The organism is Streptomyces sp. CA-250714, from assembly GCF_050936705.1.
GTDB lineage: Bacteria > Actinomycetota > Actinomycetes > Streptomycetales > Streptomycetaceae > Streptomyces.
Genome location: NZ_JBNJMI010000002.1, coordinates 911,104 through 935,680, shown reverse-complemented (window position 1 = coordinate 935,680; position 24,577 = coordinate 911,104). Strand labels below are relative to the sequence as shown.

At 72.0% G+C, this 24,577-nt stretch carries 18 protein-coding genes; 13 read left to right on the top strand and 5 right to left on the bottom strand.

All coding sequences use genetic code 11. The features are described from left to right. The first annotated feature begins 65 nt into the window (after nucleotides 1-65). Nucleotides 66-1,520, top strand: a complete 1,455-nt coding sequence (locus ACQEU8_RS23085) for an amino acid permease (RefSeq protein ID WP_433104075.1) — start codon at nucleotides 66-68, stop codon at nucleotides 1,518-1,520. Nucleotides 1,521-1,538: 18 nt separating this feature from the next. Beyond that, nucleotides 1,539-2,243, top strand: a complete 705-nt coding sequence (locus ACQEU8_RS23080) for an alpha/beta fold hydrolase (protein ID WP_433104073.1) — start codon at nucleotides 1,539-1,541, stop codon at nucleotides 2,241-2,243. Here the strand turns inward: ACQEU8_RS23080 and ACQEU8_RS23075 are convergent. Next, nucleotides 2,206-3,885 carry an acyl-CoA synthetase gene (locus tag ACQEU8_RS23075; protein ID WP_433104071.1) on the bottom strand — a complete coding sequence of 560 codons (1,680 nt, stop codon included), beginning with the start codon at nucleotides 3,883-3,885 and terminating at the stop codon, nucleotides 2,206-2,208. The genes ACQEU8_RS23080 and ACQEU8_RS23075 overlap by 38 nt on opposite strands. A 238-nt stretch (nucleotides 3,886-4,123) precedes the next feature. Here ACQEU8_RS23075 and ACQEU8_RS23070 point away from each other — a divergent pair, with 238 nt between their 5' ends. From ACQEU8_RS23070 to ACQEU8_RS23035, 8 genes are all read left to right on the top strand, one after another. Next, nucleotides 4,124-4,924 carry a crotonase/enoyl-CoA hydratase family protein gene (locus ACQEU8_RS23070; RefSeq protein WP_433104069.1) on the top strand — a complete coding sequence of 267 codons (801 nt, stop codon included), beginning with the start codon at nucleotides 4,124-4,126 and terminating at the stop codon, nucleotides 4,922-4,924. Nucleotides 4,925-4,970: 46 nt separating this feature from the next. Beyond that, nucleotides 4,971-5,936, top strand: coding sequence for a Zn-ribbon domain-containing OB-fold protein (locus ACQEU8_RS23065; protein ID WP_433104067.1), 966 nt, complete (start codon nucleotides 4,971-4,973; stop codon nucleotides 5,934-5,936). Further along, nucleotides 5,933-7,066 carry a thiolase domain-containing protein gene (locus ACQEU8_RS23060; RefSeq protein ID WP_433104065.1) on the top strand — a complete coding sequence of 378 codons (1,134 nt, stop codon included), beginning with the start codon at nucleotides 5,933-5,935 and terminating at the stop codon, nucleotides 7,064-7,066. Before ACQEU8_RS23065 ends, ACQEU8_RS23060 begins: the two co-directional genes overlap by 4 nt. Beyond that, nucleotides 7,063-8,232, top strand: a complete 1,170-nt coding sequence (locus tag ACQEU8_RS23055; RefSeq protein WP_433104063.1) for a thiolase domain-containing protein — start codon at nucleotides 7,063-7,065, stop codon at nucleotides 8,230-8,232. The genes ACQEU8_RS23060 and ACQEU8_RS23055 overlap by 4 nt, the downstream gene beginning before the upstream one ends. A gap of 330 nt (nucleotides 8,233-8,562) precedes the next feature. Next, nucleotides 8,563-8,781 carry a DUF397 domain-containing protein gene (locus ACQEU8_RS23050; protein WP_019356239.1) on the top strand — a complete coding sequence of 73 codons (219 nt, stop codon included), beginning with the start codon at nucleotides 8,563-8,565 and terminating at the stop codon, nucleotides 8,779-8,781. Then, a complete protein-coding gene (locus ACQEU8_RS23045) occupies nucleotides 8,730-10,016 on the top strand; it encodes an ATP-binding protein (RefSeq protein WP_433104060.1) in 1,287 nt (428 codons plus the stop codon). The genes ACQEU8_RS23050 and ACQEU8_RS23045 overlap by 52 nt, the downstream gene beginning before the upstream one ends. After that, entirely contained in the window at nucleotides 9,976-10,512 is a 537-nt protein-coding gene (locus ACQEU8_RS23040; RefSeq protein WP_433104058.1) for a hypothetical protein, read from the top strand. Before ACQEU8_RS23045 ends, ACQEU8_RS23040 begins: the two co-directional genes overlap by 41 nt. A 37-nt stretch (nucleotides 10,513-10,549) precedes the next feature. After that, entirely contained in the window at nucleotides 10,550-11,047 is a 498-nt protein-coding gene (locus ACQEU8_RS23035) for a hypothetical protein (protein ID WP_433104056.1), read from the top strand. A 65-nt stretch (nucleotides 11,048-11,112) separates the two neighbouring features. On the opposite strand, the gene ACQEU8_RS23030 is transcribed toward ACQEU8_RS23035, so the two are convergent. Next, nucleotides 11,113-13,158: an N-acetylmuramoyl-L-alanine amidase gene (locus ACQEU8_RS23030; protein ID WP_433104054.1), complete on the bottom strand. Its 2,046-nt coding sequence runs from the start codon at nucleotides 13,156-13,158 to the stop codon at nucleotides 11,113-11,115. A 232-nt stretch (nucleotides 13,159-13,390) separates the two neighbouring features. Next, the gene (locus ACQEU8_RS23025; protein WP_433104052.1) at nucleotides 13,391-14,593 is read right to left on the bottom strand and encodes an aminoglycoside phosphotransferase family protein; all 1,203 of its coding nucleotides are present in this window, start codon (nucleotides 14,591-14,593) and stop codon (nucleotides 13,391-13,393) included. 247 nt (nucleotides 14,594-14,840) lie between these two features. Between ACQEU8_RS23025 and ACQEU8_RS23020 the strand changes: the two genes are divergently transcribed. Next, on the top strand, nucleotides 14,841-16,406 hold the full coding sequence (locus ACQEU8_RS23020) for a DNA-binding protein NsdB (protein WP_433104050.1): 1,566 nt from the start codon (nucleotides 14,841-14,843) through the stop codon (nucleotides 16,404-16,406). 164 nt (nucleotides 16,407-16,570) lie between these two features. On the opposite strand, the gene ACQEU8_RS23015 is transcribed toward ACQEU8_RS23020, so the two are convergent. Next, complete coding sequence (locus ACQEU8_RS23015; protein ID WP_433104048.1) at nucleotides 16,571-18,115, bottom strand: PP2C family protein-serine/threonine phosphatase; 1,545 nt, start codon at nucleotides 18,113-18,115, stop codon at nucleotides 16,571-16,573. 301 nt (nucleotides 18,116-18,416) lie between these two features. Between ACQEU8_RS23015 and ACQEU8_RS23010 the strand changes: the two genes are divergently transcribed. Together ACQEU8_RS23010 and ACQEU8_RS23005 are read left to right on the top strand one after the other, a co-directional pair. Beyond that, the gene (locus ACQEU8_RS23010) at nucleotides 18,417-19,895 is read left to right on the top strand and encodes a HEAT repeat domain-containing protein (RefSeq protein ID WP_433108654.1); all 1,479 of its coding nucleotides are present in this window, start codon (nucleotides 18,417-18,419) and stop codon (nucleotides 19,893-19,895) included. A 71-nt stretch (nucleotides 19,896-19,966) separates the two neighbouring features. After that, on the top strand, nucleotides 19,967-23,593 hold the full coding sequence (locus ACQEU8_RS23005; RefSeq protein ID WP_433108652.1) for a hydantoinase B/oxoprolinase family protein: 3,627 nt from the start codon (nucleotides 19,967-19,969) through the stop codon (nucleotides 23,591-23,593). Nucleotides 23,594-23,737: 144 nt separating this feature from the next. Here the strand turns inward: ACQEU8_RS23005 and ACQEU8_RS23000 are convergent, their stop codons facing one another. Further along, the gene (locus ACQEU8_RS23000; RefSeq protein WP_433104046.1) at nucleotides 23,738-24,532 is read right to left on the bottom strand and encodes a D-glutamate cyclase family protein; all 795 of its coding nucleotides are present in this window, start codon (nucleotides 24,530-24,532) and stop codon (nucleotides 23,738-23,740) included. Nucleotides 24,533-24,577: the final 45 nt, after the last annotated feature.

Here is a 24,577-nt window from a genome sequence, read left to right as displayed (position 1 = left end):
ATCACGCGGCGTCGTGGGTGCTGCCCACGGCGACGCCGTCATACGCACCAACGTCAGGAGGACCCATGGCCGGGCTCTGGAGCGGCGAGGGCGTACTGCGCCGCAAACCCATCGAGCACATCGAGGAGACCGAGGGTGGCACCGGACCGCAACTCTCCCGCACCCTCGGCCTGCGGCACCTGACCGCGATCGGCATCGGCGGCATCATCGGAGCCGGCGTCTTCAGCCTCGCGGGGACGGTCGCCAACGGCAAGGCGGGCCCCGCCGTGCTGATCTCCTTCCTCGTCGCCGGGTTGGCCAGCGCGTGCGCGGCGCTCTCCTACGCCGAGTTCGCCGGGCTCATCCCGAAGGCGGGCTCCGCCTACACCTACGGCTACGCGGTGCTGGGCGAGCTCGGCGGCTGGTTCATCGGCTGGGACCTGCTGCTGGAGTACACGGCCATCGTCGCGGTGGTGGCCATCGGCATCTCCGGGTATTTCTCCTTCCTGCTCGGGGAGACGGGTATCGAACTGCCCGCCTGGATGCTCGGCGCCCCCGGAACCGGCGACGGGCACCGCATCGACCTGTTCGCCACGGTGCTGTGCCTGCTGATCGCCTACCTGCTCACCAGGGGCATCAAGAGCGCGGCCCGTTTCGAGCTGATCGTCGTCGCCCTCAAGGTGGCCGTCGTCCTGCTGGTGATCGTCGTCGGCGTCTTCCACGTCAAGACCGGCAACTACGAACCGTTCTTCCCCTACGGCATCTCCGGCGCTTTCACCGGCGCAGCGACCGTCTTCTTCGCCGTCTTCGGCTACGACGCGATGAGTACGGCGGCCGAGGAGTCCAAGGACGCCCAGCGGCACATGCCCAAGGCGATCATCTACTCGCTGGCCATTTCCATGGTGCTGTACGTGGCGGTCTCGCTGGTGCTGACCGGCATGCAGAACTACAAGGACATCGACCCCGAGAGCGGCTTCTCCACCGCGTTCAAGTCCGTCGGGCTCGCCGGGATCGCCGACGTCATCGCCGTCGGCGCCATCATCGGCATCCTCACCGTGATGTTCACCTTCATGCTCGGCGTCACCCGGGTCTGGTTCTCCATGAGCCGCGACGGGCTGCTGCCCAAGTGGTTCGCCAAGACCGACCCCGTCCGCCATGTGCCCGTGCGCGTCACCTGGATCGTGGGCGTCGTCTCCGCCGCCATCGCGGGATTCCTGCCCATCCAGGAGGCGGCCGAGTTGACGAACATCGGCATCCTGCTGGCCTTCGTCGTGGTCTGTATCGCGGTCATCGTGCTGCGCTACCGGCGGCCCGACCTGCCGCGTACCTTCAAGGTCCCCGGCATGCCCGTCACTCCGGCGCTCGGCGTGGTCTTCTCGATCTGGCTGACCACCTACCTCACCTGGGAGACATGGCTGCGCTTCGGCATCTGGCTCATCATCGGCCTGATCGTCTACTTCGCCTACTCCTACCGGAAGTCCGAGCTGGCCAGGCGGCCCGGCAACACCCCGCCGCCCTCCTTCGGGAAGCGGGACGAGTAGCGGGGTACGGTCGCCCGTATGAGCGAAAACGGAACGCAGACGGTTCGCACGGGCGGGATCCGGCTCAGCTATCGCTCCTGGGGCGACGGGGAAGGCGTCCCCGTCGTCCTGCTGCACTGCCTCGGAGAGGACGGCGAGGACTGGCGCGGCCCCCTCATCTCGGGGCTCGCAGGCACGCATCCCGTATACGCGCTCGACCTGCGCGGGCACGGCGGGAGCGACTGGCCGGGCAGTTACGCCATGGACGACTTCGTCGGCGATCTGCGGGGGTTCCTGGACGAGCTCGGCATCGGCAGGGCGATCCTCGTCGGCCACTCCTTCGGATCCGTCGTCGCCTACCTGTTCGCCCAGGAGTACCCGGAGCGGGTGGACCGCCTCGTGCTGGAGGAGACCGGAGCCATGCGCCCCGTGCGGCCGCCGCAGGAGGTGCCCGAACCGCCGCCGGGCACCCCGCTCTTCGACTGGGAGGTCAAGGTCCAGTGGACCCGGCAGCGCAATGAACCCGACCCGCGGTGGTGGGACCGGCTCCCGGCCATCACCGCGCCCACCCTCCTGGTGGGCGGCGGCGACCGCAGCCATCTCCCGCAGGAAGACCTGCACCTGATGGCCGACCGCATTCCGCGTGCCCGCGTCCTGACCATCGACGGCGCGGGGCACCTCGTCCACGAGGCGCGGCCGATGGAATTCACCAGGGCGGTGCTGGATTTTCTGGCGGAGGCGTAGGGGACGCCCCCTCGATCAGGGTCCGGCGGGCCCACCGATAGTCGGCCTTACCGCTCGGCGAGCGGCAAATGTGCTCCGTCAGCACAACGGTGCGGGGCACCTTGTACCCCGCGAGCCGCTTCCGCGCATGGTCCCGTACCCCCTCAGCGGTCAACGGCGGAGCCGAATCCCGCAGCTGGACGACGGCCGCCACGCGGTGGCCCCACTTCTCGTCGGGGATGCCCGCGACGAGCGCGTCGTAGATGTCGGGGTGGGACTTGAGGGCTTCCTCCACCTCTTCCGGGTAGACCTTCTCGCCCCCGGTGTTGATGCACTGGGAGCCCCGGCCCAGCACGGTGACGACTCCCTCGTCGTCGACGGTCGCCATGTCGCCGAGCAGCACCCAGCGCGCGCCGTCGGCCTCGAAGAACGTCTCGGCGCTCTTGGCCGCGTCGTTGTAGTAGCCGAGCGGTACGTGCCCGCGCAGCGCGATGCGGCCGACCTCGCCGGGCGGCACCGGCCGGCGGGTGGCGGGGTCGACCACCGCGGTGCGGTCGTTGACGGTGATACGGAAGCCCCTCGCCGGGCCGGAGTCCGCCGTCGCGGTGCCGTTGAACCCGGACTCGGAGGAGCCGAAGTTGTTGATGAGGGTGGTGTGCGGCACCAACTCCGTGAACTGCTCCCGCACGGTCCCCGAGAGGATCGCCCCGGAGCTGGAGACCACGAGCAAGGACGAGCAGTCGGTGCCGCGCAGCGGCCCGGCCAGCGCGTCCACCAACGGCCGCAGCATCGCGTCGCCCACCAGTGAGACCGCTGTCACCTTCTCGCGTGCGATGGTGCGCAGCACTTCCTCGGGTACGAACTTGCGGTGCAGCACCACTTTCTGGCCGTAGTTGAGCCCGATGAAGAGCGTCAGCGTGGACGTGCCGTGCATCAGCGGGGGCGTGGGGAAGAAGACCAGTCCCTCGCCGCCGGCCGCGACCCGCTCGGCCAACTCCTCGGGCCGGGAGACGGGCTCACCGGTGGGCGCGCCGCCGCCGAGCCCGGAGAAGAACAGATCCTCCGCCCGCCACATCACGCCCTTGGGCATTCCCGTGGTGCCGCCGGTGTAGATGAGGAACAGATCGTCCGGCGAGCGCGGGCCGAAGTCGCGCACCGGTGACCCCGCCGCCTCGGCCTCCGCGAACTCCACGAAGGTGCGCGGTCCCGAGGTGAGCCCCGGCCCGGTCCCCGCCTCCCGCGGCCCGGGGCCCACCCGCACCAGGTGCCGCAGCTTCGGGGCGCTCGGCACCGCCGCGGCCACGCGAGGGGTGAACTCGCCGTCGAAGACGAGCGCGGTCAGATCGGCGTCCCGGTACAGATAGGCCAGCTCGTCCTCGACGTAGCGGTAGTTGACGTTGACGGGGACGGCGCGGATCTTCAGGCAGGCCAGCAGCGTCTGTACGTACTCCACGCCGTTGTACAGGTGCAGCCCGACGTGGTGGCCGGGTTCGATGCCGGCGTGCACGAGGTGGTGCGCGAGCCGGTTGGCCGCTCGGTCCAGCTCGGCGTACGTCAGCCTCCGTTCGGCGCCCGTACCGGGGTGGTCCACATGGACCAGTGCCTCGCGGTCCGGGACGGTGTCGACGATCGACTCGAACAGGTCGGCAAGGTTGTACTCCACGGCGCGCTCCTCCATACCCGGCCCGGCGTGCTCGTTTCGCGTACGTGCTCGTCTCGCGTGCGCCCCCGTGTGTGCCCCGCGGTGGTTCCGTTCCGCGCCATCAGAGCACCGGCGGGCGGAGACGGGAAGAGTTCCGCGCCAGAAATATGACGCGGCGTCAGGAACCTCTTGAACTCCGCGCGGCATTACTGCAACCTGTTCCAGGTCCTGAGGCGGCCCGCAGACGGGAGGATCCGCGATGGGCGGCACCGAACATCTGACCGTGGAGCGCGTGGGTGCCACCCTCGTGCTCACCCTCAACCGTCCCGAAGCCAAGAACGCCCTCTCCCTGCCGCTGCTCGTCGGCCTGTACGACGGCTGGCTGGAGGCCGACGCGGACGACGCGATCCGCTCCGTCGTCCTCACCGGCGCGGGCGGCACCTTCTGCGCAGGCATGGATCTGAAGGCCCTCGCCGGTGACGGCATGACCGGGGAGCACCACCGTGCGCGGCTGCGCGACGATCCCGATCTGCACTGGAAGGCGATGCTGCGGCACCACAGGCCGCGCAAACCCGTCATCGCGGCCGTCGAGGGCCACTGCGTGGCGGGCGGAACGGAGATGCTCCAGGGCACGGACATCCGCGTCGCGGCCGAGAGCGCCGTCTTCGGCCTCTACGAGGTGCGCCGCGGGCTGTTCCCCATCGGCGGCTCGACGGTACGGCTCCCGCGACAGATCCCACGGACACATGCGCTGGAAATGCTGCTGACCGGCCGTCCGTACAGCGCGGAAGAGGCAGCGCGCATCGGGCTGGTCGGACGCGTCGTACCCGACGGCACGGCGCTGGACGCGGCGCTGGGGATCGCGGAACGCGTCAACGCCTGCGGCCCGTTGGCCGTCGAGGCGGTGAAGGCCTCCGTCTACGAGACAGCGGCCATGACGGAGCAGGAGGGCCTGGCCGCCGAACTGAAGCGCGGCTGGCCCGTCTTCGACACGGCGGACGCCAAGGAGGGCGCCCGCGCCTTCGCGGAGAAGCGGGAGCCCCGGTTCCGCCGGGAGTGAGAACACCCGCCCGCCGACCTCGGCCAGAGACGGAGAGGTACCACCCTTGAATGCGGCCCCCTCACAGACAGCGCTCAGCGCACCCCTGGTAGTCGAGTTCCCCTTCACCCGCTCCCTCGGCCCCGTGCAGAGCGCCTTCCTCACCGGCCTCCGCGAACGGACGGTCCTCGGCGTCACGGCATCCGACGGCCGCATCCTCGTACCGCCCACCGAGTACGACCCCGTCACCGCCGAGGAGCTCCGCGACCTGGTGGAGGTCGGCCGGACCGGCACCGTCACCACCTGGTCGTGGAACGGCACCCCGCGCCGGGGGCAGCCCCTCCGGCACCCCTTCGCATGGGTGCTGGTCCGCCTCGACGGCGCCGACACCGCCCTCCTGCACGCACTGGACGCGCCCGAGGGCCCCGACTCGGTGCGCACCGGGATGCGCGTCCGCATCCGCTGGGCGGAACAGCGCAGCGGCGCCATCACGGACATCGCCTGCTTCGAACCCGCCGCCGACAGCGCACCCGACAACCAAGTGGAGCCGCACACCGGCAAGTTCGCCGACCTCGTCACCGGCATCGTCACCGAGGCCCGCCTCGACTACACCTACACACCCGGCCGCGCGCAGACCCGCTACCTCAACGCGCTCGCCGAGCACCGCACCCTGGGCGAGCGCTGTCCGCGGTGCCGCAAGGTGTACGTACCGCCGCGCGGAGCCTGCCCCACCTGCGGGGTGCCCACCGGAGAACAGGTCGAGGTCGGCCCGCGCGGGACCGTCACCACCTTCTGCGTCGTCAACATCAAGGCCAAAGGGCTGGACATCGAAGTGCCGTACGTCTACGCGCACATCGCCCTCGACGGTGCCGGGCTCGCACTGCACGGCCGGATCGCCGGCATCCCCTACGACCAGGTGCGCATGGGCCTGCGGGTAGAGCCGGTATGGACGGAGGGCGGCCGCTACCCGGACCACTACCGGCCCACCGGCGAGCCCGACGCCGACTACGAGACGTACAAGGAGCTGCTGTGACGAGCCGAGCGGGGCACAGCCGGGCGGGCCACAGGGACGTAGCCGTTGTCGCCTTCGCGCAGACGGCGCACGTACGTGCGGCGGACAACCTCTCCGAGGTCGAGATGCTGATGCCGGTGCTGCGCGAAGTGCTCGACCGGACAGGGCTGTCCGCGGGAGAGATCGACTTCACCTGCTCCGGCTCCTGCGACTATCTCGCCGGCCGCGCCTTCTCGTTCACCATGGCGCTGGACGGGGTGGGGGCCTGGCCACCGATCTCCGAGTCGCATGTGGAGATGGACGGTGCCTGGGCGCTGTACGAGGCGTGGGTGAAGATCCTCACCGGCGAGGCCGAAACGGCGCTGGTGTACTCCTACGGCAAGTCCTCCGCCGGAGACCTGCCCGAGGTCCTCACCCGGCAGCTCGACCCGTACTACGTCGCCCCCCTGTGGCCCGACTCCGTCTCCCTCGCGGCGCTCCAGGCCCGCGCCCTGATCGACGCCGGTGAGACCGACGAGCGGGAGCTGGCCACCATCGCGGCACGCAGCAGAAACGCGGCCGAGGACAACCCGTACGCCCAGCTGGGCGGTTCGCCGGGCACTGACACGCTGCTGGAGAACGCCTACCTCGCCCAGCCGCTGCGGCTGCACGACGTGCCGCCCGTCACCGACGGCGCCGCCGCCGTGGTGCTCGCCGCGGGGGACACCGCGCGCCGGATCACCGGCCCGGACCGCCGCCCCGCGTGGATCAGCGGCATGGACCATCGGATCGAGGCCCACAGCCTGGGAGTACGCGACCTCACAGCTTCACCCTCCACCCGGCTGGCCGCCGAGCGTGCCGGACTGTTCGACCCCGGGGCACCCCCACCGGACATCGCCGAACTGCACGCTCCGTTCACCTCCCAGGAAGTCGTACTGCGCAAGGCACTTCGGCTCGGCGAGGACACCGTCGTCAACCCCTCCGGCGGCCCACTGGCGGCCAACCCCGTCATGGCGGCCGGGCTCGTCCGGATCGGCGAGGCCGCAGCGCGTGTGTCCCGGGGCGAGGCCCGCCGCGCCGTCGCCCACGCCACCTCCGGGCCGTGCCTCCAGCAGAACCTCGTCGCGGTCCTGGAGTCCGCCGACGCCGGAGCCGAAGGAGGACGCGCATGAGTGGCAAGGAGCCCGTCGGCGTCGTCGGTGTCGGCCAGACCACGCACGTCTCGGCACGCCGCGACGTCTCGTTGGCCGGACTGGTGAGGGAAGCGGCACAACGGGCGCTGGAGGACGCCGAGCTGGGCTGGGCCGACATCGACGCCGTGGTGATCGGGAAGGCCCCCGACTTCTTCGAGGGCGTCATGATGCCCGAGTTGTATCTGGCCGACGCGCTCGGCGCGGTCGGCAAGCCCATGCTGCGGGTGCACACTGCCGGTTCCGTCGGCGGCAGCACCGCGCTGGTCGCCGCCAATCTGGTCGCGGCACGCGTGCACCGCACCGTGCTGACCCTGGCGTTCGAGAAACAGTCCGAGTCCAATGCCATGTGGGGCCTCTCGCTGCCCGTACCGTTCCAGCAGCCGCTGCTGGCGGGCGCCGGCGGGTTCTTCGCGCCGCACGTACGCGCGTACATGCACCGCACCTCGGCACCCGACCACATCGGCGCACTCGTCGCCTACAAGGACCGGCGCAACGCGCTGAAGAACCCGTACGCGCACCTCCACGAGAAGGACATCACCCTGGAGAAGGTGCGCTCCTCGCCGATGCTGTGGGACCCCATCCGCTACTCGGAGACCTGCCCCTCCTCCGACGGGGCCTGCGCCATGGTGCTGACCGACCGCGCCGGCGCCGCGCGCGCCACGCGCCCGCCCGCCTGGGTGCACGGCGGCGCCATGCGCAGCGAGCCCACCCTCTTCGCCGGCAAGGACGCCGTCTCGCCGCGCGCGGGCCGGGACTGCGCCGCCGACGTCTACCGCCAGGCGGGCATCACGGAGCCACGCCGGGAGATCGACGCCGTCGAGATGTATGTGCCCTTCTCCTGGTACGAGCCGATGTGGCTGGAGAACCTCGGCTTCGCCAAGGAGGGGGAGGGGTGGAAGATGACCGAGTCCGGCGCAACCGAGATCGACGGCGATCTGCCCGTCAACCCCTCCGGCGGCGTGCTGTCCACCAATCCCATCGGCGCCTCCGGCATGCTGCGGTTCGCCGAGGCGGCCCTGCAAGTGCGCGGGCTGGCCGGCGCACACCAGGTGCCGGGAGCGCGCAGGGCGCTCGGGCACGCCTATGGAGGGGGTTCGCAGTTCTTCGCCATGTGGCTGGTCGCTGCCGAGCCGCCTGGCGGCTAGGGCCTCGCCGTTGTTCCGGTGAGGGGGTGCCCCTGCCCGTCGCCTGCCGGCTGCGGGTGAGCTGTGGTTGCTCGCGCAGTTCCCCGCGCCCCTGACGGGGTGCGTGTCCCCCTGCGCTGCGCTTGGGCAGTCTGCTTCCCCAAGCTCTTCGAGCCGGGGGGTACCCCCAGGGCGCAGGGTGGGCAAGCGCAGCCCCCATGCCGGGTACGCGAGAGGCGCCGGGCCCGCTGGTTCTCCGCATCTGTATTCCCCCGTGCCGCGCCCTGTCCGAGGGGCCCGGGGCGTGGTTAGGGTGGCGCCGGGACGACGATGACCGGGAGGAGTACCAGCGTGGCCGACAGCACCATCGGGCAGCCCGAACTCGACCTCAGCCGGGCGCAGTGGCAGTCGAGCAGCCGGGGCACCGGCGATGTCGAGATCGCCTTCGTCGAGGGGTTCGTGGCGATGCGGCACGGCCGCCAGCCCGACAAGCCCGCGCTCATCTTCGATCCGGGGGAGTGGCGCGCGTTCGTGCGCGGGGCGCGCGAGGGCGAATTCGATCTGACGTAACACGCGCGCATCCGGCGGCGGCCCCTCCCGCGCGCGTGGCCCGCGCAGCGCCAACGCGTCGCCTGCCCCTCCCGTCCTGGGCTTTTCGTCCTTCTTCCGTCTTGCCAGCCTTCTCCGCTACTCGCCGCCGCCGCAGGCGTACGCTCTGCGCATCCGCCCGAGGAGCGAGGACGGCGGAAGCGGGGAATCGGCGGAGACGGCGAGGACTGCGAGGGCTGCGACAGTGGCGCTGCTGGAGCGGGAGGCTGAACTCGCCGCTGTCGAGCGCGAAGTGGCCCGGCTGTACGGCAGCGGCGAACCGGGCGCGTCCACGGCGGACCGCCCCTCGGACCGGCGGCCTGCTCGCCTTCACCGGACCGGCCGGGCTCGGCAAGACCACACTGCTGCGTGAGATCGCAGCGCGCGTCACCGCACGCGGAGGCACCGTTGTGTACGCGTACGGAGGCGAGCAGGAGGGCGGTTTCCACGTCATACGCCGGCTGCTGAGACCGCTGCTGCCCGCGCTCGACGAACGCGAACTCCGCGCCCTGCTTGGCAGTTGGTACGACCTCGCCGCACCCGCTGCCGGTCTGCCCGCCCCCGGCAACACCGTGGTGCATCCGGAGGGCGTACGCCGGGCGCTCGACCGGCTCTTCGCTCACCCCGCCGTACGGGACGCGCCGTTCGCCGTCATCGTTGACGACGCCCACTGGGCCGACCCCGCCTCCCTCGCCTGGCTCGCCCGATTCGCGCCCCGCGCACCCGGTCTGCCCCTGCTGTGCGCGCTCGGCTACGACCCACAGGAGCTGCGCCCGGATGCGGCGGGCTTCCGGGCAGCTGTCGACGGAGCAGCCCAACCGCCGTACGCACTCTCAGAGTTGAGCACCGAAGCCGTGGCCGAACTCGCCCGGGAGATCTTCGCCCGGCGACGCGGACACACCGTTGATCTTCACCCACCCCTCCCTCGCGGGCGAGGTCTACCGCGCCATCCCCGTTGGCATCCGCACCGCACTGCACGGTCAGACGGTCGCCGCTCTCGCCGCCGCACGGGGCGCCCCCCAGGCTCCTCCGTACGTCACCTGCTGGAGGTCCACCCCGATGGCGGCCCCGCGGTCGTCGGCGAGCTGCGGCGGGCCGCGCACGAGTACGCGGTCGCGGGCGCGCCCGATGCCGCCTGCCGCTGTCTCCGGGCCGCGCCCTGCGGGAGCCGCCCGCATGATGTGGCCGCGCCCTGCGGGAGCGCCCGCACAGTGTGACCGCCCCGCTGTCCTGTACGACCTGGCCGGCGCGGCGTTCCGCTCCGACGCCCCGGCCGCCACCGTCCACCATCTGCGCGCCGCCATGGAGGAGCCCGTCTGTGAGGGGGAGCCACGCGTGCGGGCCGTCCGTCTGCCGGCACGGGCGCTGACCCGCACCGGACGCCCGGAGGAAGCCCTGCGCACCCTGCGCACCCTCGAAGCGGAGGTCCGGCACGCGCGTGTCCCCGCCGTGCGGGACGCGCTGCGCGCCGAGCTGAGCCTGTGGCGCGCGCTGCACTCCATGGCCGACGACGAGGAGCCGCCCGTCCCCGCCTTGCGCGCCTGGCGCGCCCTGCGACGCGGCGAACCCACCGCCACGGTGCTGCGCCACGCCGAGGAAGCCGTCCGCGGCGGTCTGTCCTGGACGGACGATCCCTGTGGCTGCGAGCGCCCGGCCCTCGTCGCCCTCACTTTCCTGTACTGCGGCAGGGCCCCGGCGGTAACGGGGCACTGACTGGGGGCGATCACCGGCGGCCACGTACTATTGCGGCATGTCGTTCCTCCGCCGCCGCAGCGCCGCCGTGCCCGCAGGCCCGGACTTCGATGTCCTGGCCATGGACCCGTCCGACTGGCCGGGGAATCTCGGCGCGGGTCTGCTGCCCGCACCGGACGGCACCTGCCAGGGCGTCTTTCTGCGCTATGACCTGTTCGGCGGACGCGGCCCCGCGATGATCATCGGCAATCTCCCGGAGGGCTCCCCGGCGCGGGAGGTCGCCGAGGGCGAGGTGCCGTTCGAGGTGGCGCAGCTCCTCTCCGCGCTGGAGAACGACGAGCACGTCGAGGTCGTCGGCACCGAGGACGACCCGGTGATGCACGAGGACAACCTGCTGATCGTGCGCCGTATCAAGCTGTCCGAAGACCGGATCTCCTGCGTCCAGTTCGACCGCAGCGACGGCGTGCTGGTCACCATCGCCAGCTGGGACCGGCCGATCACCAACGACCTGTACGCGCTCCTCAAGCCGCTGCCGGCCGAGATGTTCCAGCAGTAACCAGGTCACCGTACGCCGTAAGCCGTACGGGCGGCCGGCACCGCACGCCGACCGCCCACACACGGTCAGCGGAGCACCCGGACGTCCTCCGCCTTCACGAACGCCACCCGGTGACCGAGCTGGATCTGGTAGTACCGCTGCTTACCCCGTACGACCTGGAAGTTCTTCGCGTCGGGGTCGTACTTGACGGCGTACAGATACTCGCCAGGCGTCTTCAGGCCCGCCACATAACGCTGCCCTGCTGCCACCTTGTACGGCAGCGGTGAGAGCGCCTGCACCGGCACGTCCTTGGGGTACGCGGCCTCTTCCGGGTAGGCGCGCCCGTACACCGGGATCTCCTCGGCCCCTGCGCGGGGTGTGATCACGGTGCCCCGTCCGGGAACGGCGGTGGGCAGGGCGGACGGGTTGTGGAACCACGCCTTCTGGCCGAGGTACCAGATGGCCGTCCAGTCGCCCTGCCGGTCCGCGACCGCGTACTGCTGGCCGGTGGTGGCCCGCGCACCGGTGTCGTTCACCCCCGTGGTCGAGGGCGTGCCGTCAGGCCGCAGCCCGACATCCTTGACCAGCGGCGACGCCGCGTCCGGCGCCTGGTGCAGCCGTACGGCGGAGGAGCCGTGCTCGGGGCAGGGCTTTCCGGCGGACTCGCACCCGGTGTACAGCGGCTTGTGCTTGTCGTAGGTCGGCCGGATCGTCACCACATCCGACGCCGGTCCCGCCTCGGGGGTGAAGGGCTTGCCCATCAGCGCGAAGTAGTGCTGCCAGTCCCAGTACGGACCCGGGTCGGTGTGCATGCCCCTGATGCCGGAGGCCGTCGATCCCGGCACATTGTCGTGGCCCAGGATGTGCTGCCGGTCCAGCGGGATGTCGTACCGCTTCGCGAGATACTTCACCAGCCGCGCCGAACTGCGGTACATCGCCTCCGTGTACCAGGCGTCCGGGTCGGTCAGGAACCCCTCGTGCTCCAGCCCGACCGACTTGGAGTTGACGAACCAGTTGCCCGCGTGCCAGGCGGCGTCCTTGTTGCGTACGTGCTGTGCCACATGTCCGTCGGACGACCGGAGCGTGTAGTTCCACGACACGTACTTGGGGTTGGTCACCAGATCGAGCGTCGTCTCGTACGTCCCCTCGGTGTCATGGACGACGATGTAGTCGATCTTCTGCGACCGGGGGCGCCGCGCCTTGTCGTGGTTGCCGTAGTCCTCCTCGCCGTTGTCGCCCGTCCATTTCTCGTACGGCGCCGGATACCACTCGCAGTCCACATTCCGCGGACACTCCGCTCCGCCGTCGGCGCGCCGCGTCCGGTCCGACGCCTGCGGGGTGCGCAGCTTCGGCGTGGCCCCCAGGGTGACGGTCTCACCGGTGTCGGTGGTGCGGCGCTCGCCGGTCCGCAGTACGTCGAACACGTCGTCGGCGAACGCGGTGGCGCTCGGGCTGCCTTGACCGCCGCCCGGGAACGCGGCCACGGCCTCGTACCAGTCGGCCGGGTCGGCGCTCAGCGGATGGCCGAGCCGGCGCTGCGCGTCCGCCAGCAGCGCGGCGCCGCCCCGGACGTTCGCCTCCGTCGAGGAGCGCAGTCGGTCGGCGGAGAGCCCGGTCAGCTGCGCGGCGCGCTCCAGCGTCCGCAACCGGGCCGGCGGCTTCCCCCTCAGTTTCGGCTTCGCGGCCTCGTGGGCGACGCGGGCGGGTCGCGCGCTGTCGCCCCGTGCGTCCTCCGTACCGGCGTGCCCCTGCTGCCGCGAGGACGCCAGCGCCGTACGCGCGTCGGTGAGGTGCATCGGACCGTAGCCGCCGGAGACGCTGGGCGCCCCCTGGTGCGCGTCCCAGCGCGACTGTAGGTACGAGACGCCGAGCAGCACCTTCTCGGGCACGTGGTAGCGGTCGGCGGCAGCGGCGAACTGCTGCTGGAGGGACTCGCCGCCCGGCTCGTCGGGTGTCGCCGCGTGCGTACCCGCCGTCAGCAGCGGGACGACGAGCGCGGCAGCCGCCGCGGCGACGAGCGCGGACCGGGCGGTACGTCTGCGGGTGCGTCTGTCGCCGCGTCTTACGCCGCTTCTGTCACCGCGGGCGTCGTCGGCTGATGGGCTGTCGGGGGCACGGAAGGGTCGTGGCAATGCCGCCTCCTCGGACTGGGCGCCCGTGGGATCACGTGCGCGAGCAGTCCTCAGACGTACCCACTGGCCGACGATCCGTCAATCATTCCGCACAGTGGGCACTTTCCGGGCGGGACGCACAGCGCGACAGCGCACGTCGCCCTGGTCGTGAGGCGTTACGGACACCCGGGGCGTCACCGGTGCAGACCGGTGACGCCGCCGATGAGGCACCCGATCGGATGACTGATGCGGCTCAGCGGGTGCCGACTGCTGCCCGTACGGCCTTGCGCGCGGTCGCACAGTCGTCGTGCAGCCTGCGCAGCAGCAGCCGCTGCTCCTCGCCCGTCGGGATCCCGCCCGCCCTGACCGCGGCGGCGGCCTCCGCCGCGACCTGCGGGGAGGAGTCCCGCATGGTGCGCTGCACGGCCATCTCGTAGGTGCGGATCTCCCGGGTGAGGATCAGCATGAGGTTCACCAGGAAGGCGTCCCGCGCGGCGGGCCCGGCCGCCTGTGCGAGCTGGCTGATCTGGCGGCGGGCGAGCGGGGCGTCACCCAGCACCGCCCACAGCGACGCCAGGTCGTACCCGGGCAGGTACCAGCCCGCGTGCTCCCAGTCGACCAGCGAGGGGCCGGTCGGACCCAGCATGACGTTGGTCAGCAGGGCGTCCCCGTGGCAGAACTGCCAGGCCACACCGCGCCTGCCGCCGGGACGGCCGGCCTGCACCAGTCCGTGCAGCAGTTTCTGCAGGTCGCCCAGGTCACGGTCCGTCAGCAGGCCCTGCTCGTGGAAGCGGGTCAGCCGCGCCGGATAGTCCAGCGGGCGCTGGAACATCGAGGGCGGCGGCTCCCACTGGTTGACCCGGCGGAACGAGCTGATCACCGCCCGCAGATCAGCCCGCGGGGGAGCCTCGAACGGGTGCCGCTGCGCCGCCGCCACCCTGCCGGGCACCCGTTCGATCACCAGCGTGCAGCTGTCCGGGTCGGCCGCGATCAGCCGCGGGGTCCGCACGGGCGGACGGTGCCGTACGAAGGCACGGTAGGCCGCTATTTCGTGCTGGAAACGCTCGGCCCAGGCGGGGGAGTGGTCCAGCAGGCACTTGGCGATCACGGTGTTGCGGCCCGCCGTGCCGGCCAGCAGTACCGAGCGTCCCCGCTTGCGGAGCAGCTGGACGGGCGTGAACTCCGGGCAGATCCGGTGGATCGAGGCGATGGCGGCACGGAGCTGCGCGCCTTGCGGGCCGGACAAGTCCAGCCTCCCGCTCACGGGTTGGGACACGGTACTGGGCGCGCGAAGGTCCATGCGTGCGCCGAGGTGCGGGCCTGAGGGGCCCGGGGCGCGCGCGGGATCGCGCGACGGATCGGGAGCCAGCACTGCCGGTCCCCTTCCGTATGGCTGCGGCGCGGGGGCCGCACGCGGCCGACGCTGCACGGACACGGGGGATGGTGCTGAATACATGGGCGCGCGAGATCCCTTCGTGTGCCGACGGGTTTCCGCGCCTCCCCGGCTGCCTGCCCGGACCTGAGCACCCTGGGGAATGCGGGCCGGGCAGAACGACCGGGGTGGCGCGTTCCTACAGGACACCGGCGCGCGGGTGGCACACCATCTGGCGGACCCTGGCGAACCCTGGCGAATGCTCTCGGGGCCGTCTTACCGATGCGTACGGAAGCTACTGTCAACACAGCCGAGAACCTGGGGGCTTGACGTGACAAAGGGACCCAACGCACGCCTGGCGGACCTCTTCGCCCTCGCCGGCTGGTCGAAGGGCGAGCTCGCCCGGCTGGTCAACCGGCATGCGGCGGCGATGGGGTATGCGCAACTGGCGACGGACACCTCACGGGTGCGGCGTTGGATCGACACGGGGGAGACTCCGCGCGACCCGGTGCCCAAGGTGCTGGCGTCCCTGTTCACCGAGCGACTCGGCCGTGTCGTGACCATCGAGGACCTCGGGTTCACCAGGCCGGGACAGACAGCCCAGGGGGAGCCCGTCGAGGGGTTGCCCCTGCCGTCCGGGCAGGTCGCCGCGGTCCTCACCGAATTCACGGGAATGGACCTCATGCTCAACCGACGCGGCTTGGTGGGTGCGGGCGCCGCGCTCGCCGCAGGATCGGCACTCACCAGTGCCATGCACAACTGGCTCAGCGCGGATCCGGCCAGGCCCTCCGCGCAGAGCGCCGGAACAGGGGCCAACGCCGCCCCGGCCGGCCACTCGTCGTACGACCGTTATGAGGCGGCCCCGGTGGGGCTCCAGGAGATCGAGGCGCTGGAGCACTCCGTCGAGGTCTTCCGCGCCTGGGACGCCGCGCGCGGTGGCGGCCTCCAGCGCAAGGCCGTGGTGGGCCAGCTCAACGAGGTGGGCGGCATGCTCTCCTACCACCACCCCGAGCATCTGCAACGCCGGTTGTGGGGCGTCGCCGCCAATCTCGCGGTGCTCGCCGGATGGATGTCGCACGACGTGGGTCTGGAGCCCACGGCCCAGAAGTACTTCGTCATCGCCGCGCATGCGGCGCGGGAGGGCGGCGACCGGCCGCGCGCGGGCGAGGCCCTCTCCCGCGCCGCCCGGCAGATGGTGCACCTGGGGCGGCCCGACGACGCCCTCGACCTGGTGCAGCTCGCCCAGTCCGGCTCCGGCCAGGAGGCCCTGCCCCGCACTCGCGCCATGTTCAGCACCATCGAGGCGTGGGCGCAGGCGTCCATGGGCCGGGGCCAGGAGATGCGCCGCACCCTGGGCCGGGCCGAAGAGCTGTTCGCCTCGGACAAAGGCGATGTGCCGCCGCCCAGTTGGATGCAGATGTTCGACGAAGCCGACCTGCACGGCATGGAGGCACTGGCCTTCCGCACGCTCGCCGACCACGAGCCCGTCGCCGCGCGCACGGCCGAACAGCACGCCAAACGAGCGCTGGCGCTCCGCGAGGAGGGGCGGCAGCGCTCCCAGATCTTCGACTTCATCTCGATGGCCTCCGCCTGCTTCATCTCCGACGACCCGGAGCAGGCCGACCGCTACGCCCGCCTCGCCCTGTTGTCCATCAACGAGAACTCCTCGCACCGCACCTGGGACCGGCTGCGTGAGATGTACCGCCTCACCGGCAAGTACGCCGGGTACGGGAAGATCGAGGACCTGCGCGCGGAGATCCAGGAAGCCCTGCCCCGGGCGCCGAAGCCCTCCCGGAGCGGCCGGGGTCTCAAGGACGCCGACGAGCTGAAGCGGGCACCCGGCGACGTCCGGAACGTCCGCGGCGCGCGCGGCTCCAAGGGGACCAGGTCGGTGTGAGGTCCCGGTGAGGCAGCAGCGGACGGAGTGAGCCGGACGGCCCCTGACGGCCGCTCCGGCTCACCGTTCACGCGCTCGCGGAGTCTCAATGTTCACGCGCTCGCCGAGTCTCAATGCGCTCAACGGCACCGTGCTTCGAGATCAGCGGCTCACCAGTACGTAGGTCACCGGGTGACGCGGGCCACCAGGACGCAGGCGTCGTCCTCGCGCTCCCTGTCGGCGAACTCCTCCGCGACAGCCCGGACGCAGTCCTGCGCCGAGCCGGCCGCACCGAACCTGGCGGCGAGGCCCAGCATGCGGGCGCTGCCCGGGTGGAGTGCCGACTGCCGGGACGTGCTCCGCGCGTCGTCGGGCGCCAGTCCGTCGGTGTGCAGCACCAGCAGGTCGCCGGGCTCCAGCTGCTCGGTGCGCTGCCCGTACGTCGCCCCGGAGGTGACGCCCAGCAGTACACCCTCCGGGCGCCGCAGCACCCGTCCGGCGCCGCCCCGGAAGAGCAGCGGCGGCGGGTGGCCCGCCTGCGCCCAGGTGAGGGTGCACGAGTGCGGGTCGTAGCGGCAGCACAGTGCGCTGCCCAGGGACGGCTGCGCCGAGGAGTCGAGCAGTTGGTTCAGGTGCCCTATCAGCGCGCCCGGTTCCACACCGGCCAGCGCCATGCCGCGTACGGCGCCCAGCAGCATGGCCATGCCCGAGGTGGCGGTGACACCGTGCCCGGTCAGATCGCCGGCCGTCAGCAGCGTCGCACCGTCCGGCAGTTCCATCGCGTCGTACCAGTCGCCGCCGATCAGCGCGCTGGACGCGGACGGCAGATAGTGCGCTGCCAGGTCGAGTGCGCCGGTGGTCCGCTCGTCGCCGTGCGGAAACCTCAGCGAGCCGCGCCACGGCGGCAGCACGGCTTCCTGGAGCTCGACGGCGAGCCTGCGCTCGGTCTGTGCGATGTGCCGCTCGCGCTGGAGGGAGTCCCGGGTCTCGCGCACCGCGTGCTCGCTGCGCCGCAGTTCGCTGACGTCCCGCAGTACGGCCCACATCGAGGCGGTGCTTCCGTCGTCGTCCAGCACCGGCTCGCCGACCATGTGGACCGTGCGCACCGAACCGTCGGGGCGCACCAGGTGGAACTCCTGGTCGATCGCCCTGCCGTCCACCAGGCAGTCGGTGAACGCGGTGGCGAGTGCGGTCTGGTCCTCCGGGACGACCCAGGAGGGCAGCTCGTCGAGGGACAGCGGGCCGTCCCCCTCGGTCCTGCCGAAGATCCGGTACAGCTCCGGCGACCAGGACACCTCGTCGGTGAGGAGGTTCCACTCCGCGCTGCCGACCCTGCCGACCAGCTCGGAGGCCGTGCCCTGGCTGGCCGGTGCGGCAGTGCCGTAGGCCGCGCCGGACGTATCCGCCGCTTCCCCCGGGGGCTGGTCGGCGGACGGCCAGGACCGGGGCGCCACGGGGGGCATGCCCTCGCGTAACTGGTCGAGCTGGCTGCCCAGGTCGTCGAGTTGGTGCACGGCCAGCTCGCACAGCGCGCGCTGCCACCGCGTGCGCGGGTCCGCACCCGCGACCCCGGGGTCCGGTTCGCCCCCATCGCTCCCGCTTCCTCCCGCGCCCTTTCGTACTGCGTCGAGGCCGCCGCGCAACGTGCGCGCCTGTGTGATGAGGGCGTCCAGCGTGCCGCGGTCCGGCGGCTGCGGTGCTGAGCGGTCCGCATGGAGGTGGGAGGCCATAGAGAGCTCCGATACGGGGGAGAGTCGATTACGACTGTGGCACAGCCCGCGACTGACCGTAAGGGATTCGGCCACACTCGATGCGGTGGTGCTGCTGTCATATGTCGATGCGGGTAGTCGGCATACGTCCCTGGGGTCGCCGGGCTCGGCGGAATGTTTACTTCCGGGTAGGCTCCAGCTCTTGACCGGGCACTCGCTCCGCAAGGTAAAACGCAGGAGTAGAACCACGGTCACCGGCAAGAATGCCGGGCAACGGAAATCCCGTTGCCAGCCGAATACCCCGCACCGGATGCTGACTCTTATGTTCGTCGATTCCGTCGATTCAGACATAGCGCCCAGTGGCACGCTGCTCGGCCTCCTCCAGAGGGGCCGCGGCGACGGCACGCTGCACGCCCTCGCGGCGCCGCGCGCCGAAGCGCTCGGCGCGCTGCGGCACTGTGTGCTGCACGACCCCAGGCGCGACTGGCAGGTCGAACACCGCTCCCTGTACTACGCGCGTCTGCACAGGGAGCTGGACGCCGGACTCGACGACATCGCCGCACACCTCTTCGACCCCGCCGACCTGCTGTGCACCCCCGAGGAGGCCGAGGTCCGCACCGGACTCGCGCTCTCCGTCCTCGGCCACCTCGCCTCCTACGCGGCGGCGCAGGGCGACAGCCGGCAGGAGAACGCTCCGCTGCGGCTGCTGCGCCGCTATGCCACCACCGGCACCAACTGGCAGTGGGCCCTCGACGAGCTCGCCGTCCGCGACGACGACGCCGGGCTGCGTCCGCTGGGCCCGGCCATCCTGGCCCGCTTCCCCCGCACCCCGGAAGGCGACGCCGAGCTCGCCGAAGCCGCGCGGGACGCCTTCGAGCCCCGCCCCTGGCGGCTGTGGGCGGAGGATTCCGCACACCCCGGGCAGGCCGACCGGCTGCGGCGGGTCCAGGAGTGCCGCTCCTTCGATCGCTGGCAACGCCAGCTGCGCACCCCCGGCCCGCGGCCCGGGTGGAGCGTGCGCGAGATCCTCGAGTGGGCCCAGGACGGGTACGACCAGCATCCGCGCCAGCACCGTGAGGCACCCGCGGCGCGTTGCCTGTCCGCCGTCGCAGGGCCCGAGGACCGGCCGCTGCTGCTGGCCGCCGCACGCGGCCCGTACGAGGCCGCGCGGGCCGCGGCGCTGCGGCACCTCGTCGATCGCGGCGATCCCGAAGTGCTCGACCTCGTCGAAGAGGCCGCTGCCGATCCTTGCGAGACCGTCGCCCGCGCCGCCCTCTCCTCCTTCGCCCGTATGCGGTCCGTGGCCGCGTTGGAGCGCGCCAGACGGTGGGCCGCGGCCCCCGAGGGCGTGCTGCCGCCCGGTCTGGCCACTGTCGCCGCTGAGATGCTCGCCTGCCGGGGCGGCGAACAGGACGCCGACGCCGTTCTCGCGGCCCTGCGCCGCACCATCCGGCTGGAGGGCCCCGACAGTGCGGCTCTGTGGCCGCTCGTGGACGGCGCCGGGCGGCTGTCCATCAGCTGCGCGGCACCTGTGCTGCGGCACATCTACCGTGAGACTGCCTCCTCACAGCTGAGAGGGCGCACAGCCCGCTCGCTCGCCGCCACCGATCCGTCCTTCCCCGCCGGGTTCGCCATCGAGTGCCTGTGGGACTGCGAGGAGACCACCCGGCAGGTCGCCGCGGAGTACGCCGCCACGGGTGACGCACGTGTGGTGGAGCGCCTTCGGCGGCTCGCCGCGGATCCGGCCGAGGAGGCCGGCGTCCAGACCGCAATTCGCGGCCGTCTCACACCTCCCGCCTGACCGTCCTCGCCGCGGGCCGTTGCCGCCGTGCGCCGTTGCGGCAGGAAGACGGCGAGCACACCATGGGGAGGGTGGGTGGCCGGTGGGAGTTCTGGGTTGATCGGGGCGGGACGTTCACGGATGTGATCGGGCGGCGGCCCGACGGCACGCTCGTCAGCGCGAAGGTGCTGTCCCACGATCCGGGGCGGCCCGACCAGGACGCCGCGGTCGAGGGGATCCGCGGACTGCTGGAGGTACCGCCGCAGGATCCCGTTCCGGCCGACCGGATCGACGCCGTCAAGATGGGCACCACCGTCGCCACCAACGCCCTCCTGGAGCGCAAGGGAGAGCCGGCGGTCCTGATCACCACCCGGGGCTTCCGGGACGCCCTCACGATCGCGTACCAGAACCGGCCGCGCATCTTCGACCGCCACATCGTGCTGCCGGAGGCGCTGTACGACCGCGTGGCGGAGCTCCCGGAACGGATGGGCGTCGACGGCACCGTCGTGGAGCCGCTCGACCGGGAGGCCACGGCGCGCGCCCTTCAGGAGGCACGCCGCGCGGGTTTCCGCAGCGCCGCCGTCGTACTGCTGCACGCCTACCGGCACCCCGCACACGAGCGCGAGGTCGCCCGCCTCGCGCACGAGGCGGGGTTCTCGCAGGTGAGCTGCTCGCACGAGGTCAGCCCGCTGATCAAACTGGTGTCGCGCGGCGACACCACCGTCGTGGACGCCTATCTGTCGCCCGTGCTGCGCCGCTACGTCGATGAGGTGGCGCGTGAACTGAGCGGTGTCCGGCTGATGTTCATGCAGTCGAACGGCGGCCTGCGCGAGGCCGGGCACTTCAGGGGCAAGGACGCCGTGCTGTCCGGCCCGGCCGGCGGTGTCGTCGGGATGGCCCGCAGCTGCGCCGAGGTGGGGCACGAGCGGGTCATCGGCTTCGACATGGGCGGTACGTCCACCGATGTGTCGCACTACGCGGGCGCGCTTGAGCGGGTGTTCGGCACCCAGGTGGCGGGGGTCAGGATGCGGGCGCCCATGATGGACATCCACACCGTGGCGGCCGGCGGAGGCTCGGTGCTGCACTTCGACGGTGCCCGCTACCGCGTCGGCCCCGACTCGGCGGGCGCGGTCCCCGGGCCGGCCTGCTACCGGCGTGGCGGCCCGCTGACCGTCACCGACGCCAATGTGATGCTGGGGCGAATCCAGCCCGCGCACTTCCCCGCCGTCTTCGGGCCGCAGGGCGATCAGCCGCTGGATCCCGAGGCGGTCCGGGCGGGCTTTACGCGGATCGCCGAGGAGACCGGCGACGGGCACACCCCCGAGCAGGTCGCCGCGGGGTTCCTGGAGATCGCCGTGCTCAACATGGCGAACGCCGTCAAGAAGATCTCCGTACAGCGCGGCCACGACGTCACCCGCTACGCGCTGGCGAGCTTCGGCGGCGCGGGCGGCCAGCACGCCTGTGCGGTCGCCGACGAGTTGGGCATCCGTACGGTGGTCGTACCGCCGCTGGCCGGGGTGCTGTCCGCGTACGGGATCGGCGTGGCGGACGCCACCGCGCTGCGCGAGCAGTCCGTGGAGGGTGAGCTGACCGAGGAGCGGCTGGTCGAGGTGCGCGACCTGTGCGCCGGGCTGGAGGGGCAGACCCGGGAGGAGTTGCGGGCCGACGGCATTCCGGACGAGGCGATCAGCACGACCGCGCGGTTGCAGCTGCGGTACGCCGGAACGGACGCCGTGCTGACCGTTCCGCTGGGCGGCGCGGACCGGATGGCGGAGGACTTCGCGGCCGAGCACCGGGCACGCTACGGCTTCACCATGGACAAGCCGCTGGTGGTCGCCACCGTTGTCGCGGAGGCGACCGGCACGGCGGGCCCGGTCAGCGCGCACCCGGTCACTCCGGAGCCGGGTCAGGGCAGTCCTGAACCTCTTGACGTGGTGCGGATGTTCACGGGCGGGCGGTGGCAGGAGACCCCGCTGTACCGGCGGGAGGAGCTGCGTCCGGGTCAGCGGGTGACCGGGCCGGCCGTCGTCGTGGAGCCGGACGCCACCACCGTGCTGGACCCGGGCTGGGCGGCCGGGGCCGATCCGCACGGGCATCTGCTGCTGACCCGGGTACAGGAACGGGAGGCGGTGGCCGCGATGGGCACCGAGGTCGACCCGGTGCGGCTGGAGGTGTTCAACAACCTCTTCATGGCGATCGCCGAGCAGATGGGCGTCCGTCTGGAGAACACGGCGCACTCCGTCAACATCAAGGAGCGGCTCGACTTCTCCTGTGCGCTCTTCGACCCGGAGGGCAACCTCATCGCCAACGCACCGCACATCCCGGTGCACCTGGGCTCGATGGGGGACTCCATCAAGGAGGTACTGCGGCGCACCGCGGGGCAGCTGCGCCCGGGGGACGTCTACGCCGTCAACGACCCGTACCACGGCGGCACTCATCTGCCGGACATCACTGTGGTGACGCCGGTCTTCGACCAGGAGCGCGACGGCGCGGAGGGAGAGCACCGGCTGCGCTTCCTGGTCGCCTCGCGCGGTCACCACGCCGAGATCGGCGGCCTCACCCCCGGCTCGATGCCCGCCTTCAGCCGTACCGTCGAGGAGGAGGGCGTGCTGTTCGACGCGTGGCTGCTGGTGCGCGACGGGAAGCTGCGCGAGGACGAGACCCGCGCCCTGCTCACCGGAGCCCGCTACCCCTCCCGCGACCCGGACACCAACATCGCCGACCTGCGCGCCCAGATCGCCGCGAACGAGAAGGGCATCGCGGAACTCCGCAAGATGACCGACCAGTTCGGACTCGATGTCGTACAGGCGTACATGCGGCACGTGCGCGACAACGCGGAGGAGTCCGTACGCCGCATCATCACCCGGCTGAGCGACGGCAGTTGTGCGTACGAGACGGACAGCGGCGCCGTCATCCGGCTGTCCGTCGGCGTGGACCGCGCGAACCGTACGGCAGTGCTCGACTTCACCGGCACCTCGCCGCAGCGGGACGACAACCTCAACGCGCCCAGCTCCGTGGTGACGGCGGCGGTGCTGTATGTCTTCCGGACGCTGGTGGCCGACGACATCCCGCTCAACAGCGGCTGTCTGGCTCCGCTGGAAGTGCGTATCCCTGAGGGCTCGATGCTCGCGCCCGTGTACCCCGCCGCGACAGTGGCGGGAAACGTGGAGACCTCGCAGGCCGTCACCGGTGCCCTCTATGCGGCGCTCGGGGTGCAGGCGGAGGGCTCCGGGACGATGAACAACGTCACCTTCGGAAACGAGCGCGTCCAGTACTACGAGACGGTCGCCAGCGGCTCCGGAGCCGGAGACGGCTTCGACGGCGCGGACGCGGTGCAGACCCATATGACCAACTCACGGCTGACCGACCCCGAAGTGCTGGAGTTCCGCTACCCGGTGCGGGTCGAGGACTTCCATGTGCGCCGGGGCAGCGGAGGCACGGGCCGCTGGCGGGGCGGCGACGGTGTGGTGCGGCGGCTGCGCTTCCTGGAGCCGGTCACCGTCGCGCTGCTGACGGGGCACCGGCGTGTCGCCCCCTACGGGATGGCGGGCGGCCGTCCCGGAGCGCTGGGCGCCAATGCCGTCGAGCGCGCGGACGGCACGCGCACGGAGCTGGCCGGGCGCGATGTGGCCGAACTCGACGCGGGCGACGCGCTGGTGCTGCACACCCCGGGCGGTGGCGGCTACGGCACCCCACCGTCGCCGCCACCTCCCGGCTGACGCGCCCCGTATCGCGCCGTCGGTTCCCCGGCACGCTGCCCTGTGCGGCCGGGCGTTGCTCCCTCACGGGGGCGCGGTGTGCCCACCTCGCGCTTCCCCCGCGCTCCCTCACGCGAGCGCGATGCACCCACCTCGCGCCCCGCTTCACGCGGCCAGGGGCGGGCCGCTGGGCAGGTCCGTGATCAGCGGATGGCCCGGCGCCTCGGTGATGGCGAACGGCGGACGCGCCGACATCAGCGCCGCCTGCGCTGTGACACCGCTCGCCCAGAACACCGGTACGTCGCCGGGCGCCGGGCGCACCCGGCCGCCGAAGTCGGGGCAGGAGAGCGCACGGATGCCCAGCGCCTCGGGGTCCCCGGTGTGCAGGGGTCCGACCGGAGCGAGCGGCCAGGCTCCGCGTGCGGTGCGGGTGGCGGCCACCAGCGGCGCGGGTACCGGCCGCATGGCCACCACGAGCGGCCCGTTCAGCCGTCCCGCCGGCCGGCACGAGCGGTTGGTCACGTACTGCGGTACCGGCTGCCCCTGCTCCACATGGCGCAGCGGTACGCCGGCGGCCGCCAGGTCCGCGTCGAGGGCGACGGGGCGGCCCAGCAGGAAGGCGACGAGGTCGTCGAGCCAGTGGTCCGTGACCTGTGGGGGCTCGTCGACGAGTTCGCCGTCCCGCCACACCCGGTAGCGGGCGAGATCGGTCCGCAGGTCTGCGCCTGCCGCCAGCCGCGTCGTCCAGCCTCCGGCCGCACCGATGTCGAGCACGGGCAGCGCGTGCCGGTTCTGCGCGCAGTACAGCGAGAGATCGTGCGCCCAGGAGACCGGGACGGCCACCAGGTGGGCCCGCGCATGGCTGGGGGTCCAGCACGCCGTGGGAGCGTCGAGCCCGGCACGGTGCAGTGCGCGTACTTCGGCCGGGTCGATGGGATGGGGCGAGTTGTTGCAGGACATGGTGTTCCTCCTGTCCGCGGAGTGTCCATCGGGGCGGCGCGGGGC